Source organism: Deinococcus sp., assembly GCF_018260405.1.
Classification (GTDB): Bacteria; Deinococcota; Deinococci; order Deinococcales; family Deinococcaceae; genus Deinococcus.
Window position 1 is genome coordinate 1 of record NZ_JAGLBG010000176.1, and the last position, 2,471, is coordinate 2,471.

The 2,471-nt window shown below is 60.6% G+C and carries 3 protein-coding genes; 1 reads left to right on the forward strand and 2 read right to left on the reverse strand.

The annotated features are described in order from the left end of the window. Nucleotides 1-292, forward strand: a 292-nt coding sequence (locus QZ269_RS12725) for an SDR family oxidoreductase (RefSeq protein WP_291427071.1), incomplete at its 5' end; no start/stop codon positions are given. 241 nt (nt 293-533) lie between these two features. Here the strand turns inward: QZ269_RS12725 and QZ269_RS12730 are convergent. Together QZ269_RS12730 and fba are read right to left on the reverse strand one after the other, a co-directional pair. Continuing rightward, on the reverse strand, nt 534-1,244 hold the full coding sequence (locus tag QZ269_RS12730) for a hypothetical protein (protein ID WP_291427072.1): 711 nt from the start codon (nt 1,242-1,244) through the stop codon (nt 534-536). A gap of 164 nt (nt 1,245-1,408) precedes the next feature. After that, a complete protein-coding gene (gene fba, locus QZ269_RS12735) occupies nt 1,409-2,326 on the reverse strand; it encodes a class II fructose-1,6-bisphosphate aldolase (protein ID WP_291427073.1) in 918 nt (305 codons plus the stop codon). Nucleotides 2,327-2,471 lie beyond the last annotated feature (145 nt).

The following is a 2,471-nucleotide window of genomic DNA, read 5'->3' on the forward strand; positions in this document are numbered from 1 at the left end:
CGTGCGCGGCGTGCGCGTCAACGCAATTATTCCCGGCCCGATCGACGGCACCGAGGGCATGGCGCGTCTGGCCCCCGACGAAAAGAGCCGCAGCCGTGTGGCGCAGGCCGTTCCACTTAACCGTCTAGGAGTGCCGCAAGACATTGCTAACGCCGCGCTGTTTCTGGTGTCGGACGCCGCCAGCTACGTTACTGGTGTGATTTTACCCGTGGACGGCGGTCAGAATATGCTGGGCGGCGCACCGCAGTATCAGACCTACCTTGCCATGCAGCAGGCCGAGCAAAAAGCCTGAGACAGCCCAGCACTTTCAAAACCGTTGGCCCCAGTTTTAAGAGGCGGGGCCAATTTTAGAGCACTTTGCAAAAAGATGGTGCTCTTTTTACCCTCTTTTTGCCGAGTGGAACGAGTGAACAAGAAAGAGCAGGACGTAAAATGAAGGGGGCGGCGGTGTTTTTCCGACGTGCCCTTCATTCGGAGAACGGCTCTAATGGTCAACAGCTGGCGAGAGTAGCGGCAGGTTCCGCGCTACCGTATCAGCGTGAATACTTGAGGATCACTTCACTCTCGGCATTGTTGAACACGCCGCGCACCAGACTCGACAGGCGGTGGTAGCCCAGCAGAATCTGCCCGTCGCCCAGCTGATACAGGCTGACCTGACCGTGAACGCCATTTTGCGCCTCGGCGTTGAACCCTTTGAAGTTCCACACAAAGCCGCTGCGAATTTCGATGCTGCGGTCAGGGCCGGTGGTCGGCGGGACCGAAATAGCCCGGAAGGTAAACCCCTCAGGCACGCGCAGATCACCTGTTTTCAGGTCGAAACTCAGGCCCCGGAAGACCGAGTTGGCGGGAGTATCGCTGAAGGTCAGGCGGCTGCCGTCGCGGATCAAGCTAAGCTTAATGGTCTTTCCAGTGGGCATCAGTACCGGCTGAAACGCCAGATAACGGGTAAATTCGTCGCGCGTAATTCCCAGACGGGCATCGTAACTGGGCGTTTCGCCCCGCGCCGCCGACGCCATAACCGTCTGAAGGGCCTCGCGGCTGCCGCCCGCCCCCACCACCCGCTGCTGAAGATCAACGATGGCGAGGCGCGACCCCAGCTTCATGAGCTGGCCCGTCTGCCCAGGGCTGGGCAACAGGGCGGGCAGTTTCGTCGCGGCTGCGGCAGCTAGCGGAGCAGATGCCCCGGCACTGGCCCAGGGTGTGCAGATCAGGGCAACGATCAGAAGAGGGCGAAGGGCCGACATGTCAACCGAGCATAGGGCGCATAAGTGAGAAAATCCGGCTCCCAGGCCGCGCCCTCTTAAGACTGAGGGTAAACCCTGGAACCGGACTTAGAACGGTGGTTCGAATGACACGCACGTCGGGAAAGCACCGCCGCAGAAGGGCAGCTGTACTTTAAGCGCTGCGCTCAGGCTTTGCCGACGCTGCCCAGCACACCCATCTTGTGCTCGACGATGCTGCTCATTACGTCGCGGGCCTTGCCGAACACCTTGCGGGGGTCGAATTCCTTGGGGGTGTCGCGCAGCACTTCGCGGATGCCCACTGTGCTCGCCAGTCGCAGGTCGGTGTCCACGTTGACCTTGGCGATGCCGTGCTTGCAGGCTTCGGTCAGATCCTCGTCGGCGATGCCCGCCGCGTCGCCGATTTCGCCGCCCGCATCGCGGAAACGCTGGACGATTTCGGCGGGTACGCCGCTAGAGCCGTGCGCGACCAGTGGAATGGTGGTCAGTTCACCGATTTTGGCAATGCGGGCCTGGTCGATATACGGGCGGCCCTTACCCTTGTACGCGCCGTGGCTGGTGCCGATAGCGATGGCGAGGTAATCGGTGCCGGTCAGTTCGATGAACTTCACAGCTTCCTCGGGGTCGGTCAGGAAAGCGTCTTTTTCATCGACCACGACGTGTTCTTCGATTCCGCCCAGGCGACCCAGCTCGGCTTCCACGCTGATGCCCATGGCGTGCGCGGCCTCAACGACCCGCTGCGTTTCCTTAACGTTCTCGTCGAAGGCGTAGTGCGAAGCGTCGATCATGACCGAGGTAAAGCCCATCTTGATGGCATTCAGCGCCGACTCGTAGCTGCTGCCGTGATCGAGGTGCAGCGCGACGGGCACGCTGGCGCGGGTCGCCATATCCTTGACGATGTTGGCGAGATCCTGGCCGCCGTACTTGATGGCCCCCTCGCTCATCTGCACGATCACGGGGCTGCGGAGCTTTTCGGCGGTGTGAATGATCGCCTGGGTGATCTCCATATTGTTGGTGTTGAACGCGCCGACGCCGTACTTACCGGCACGCGCCGGGACCAGAATATCTTTACCAGTTACGAGCATATTGCCTCCTTGAGCACAGCTATTTTATACGGACTGTGCCAAGAAAGCTGCCCGGCTGGGTTCAGTTTTGTCTCAGAGGCTGTCTGAGGCCCATATCGTCGGAGTATCCATGCTGCCCTCTTCATCAGGCGCACAATCGCTGGAG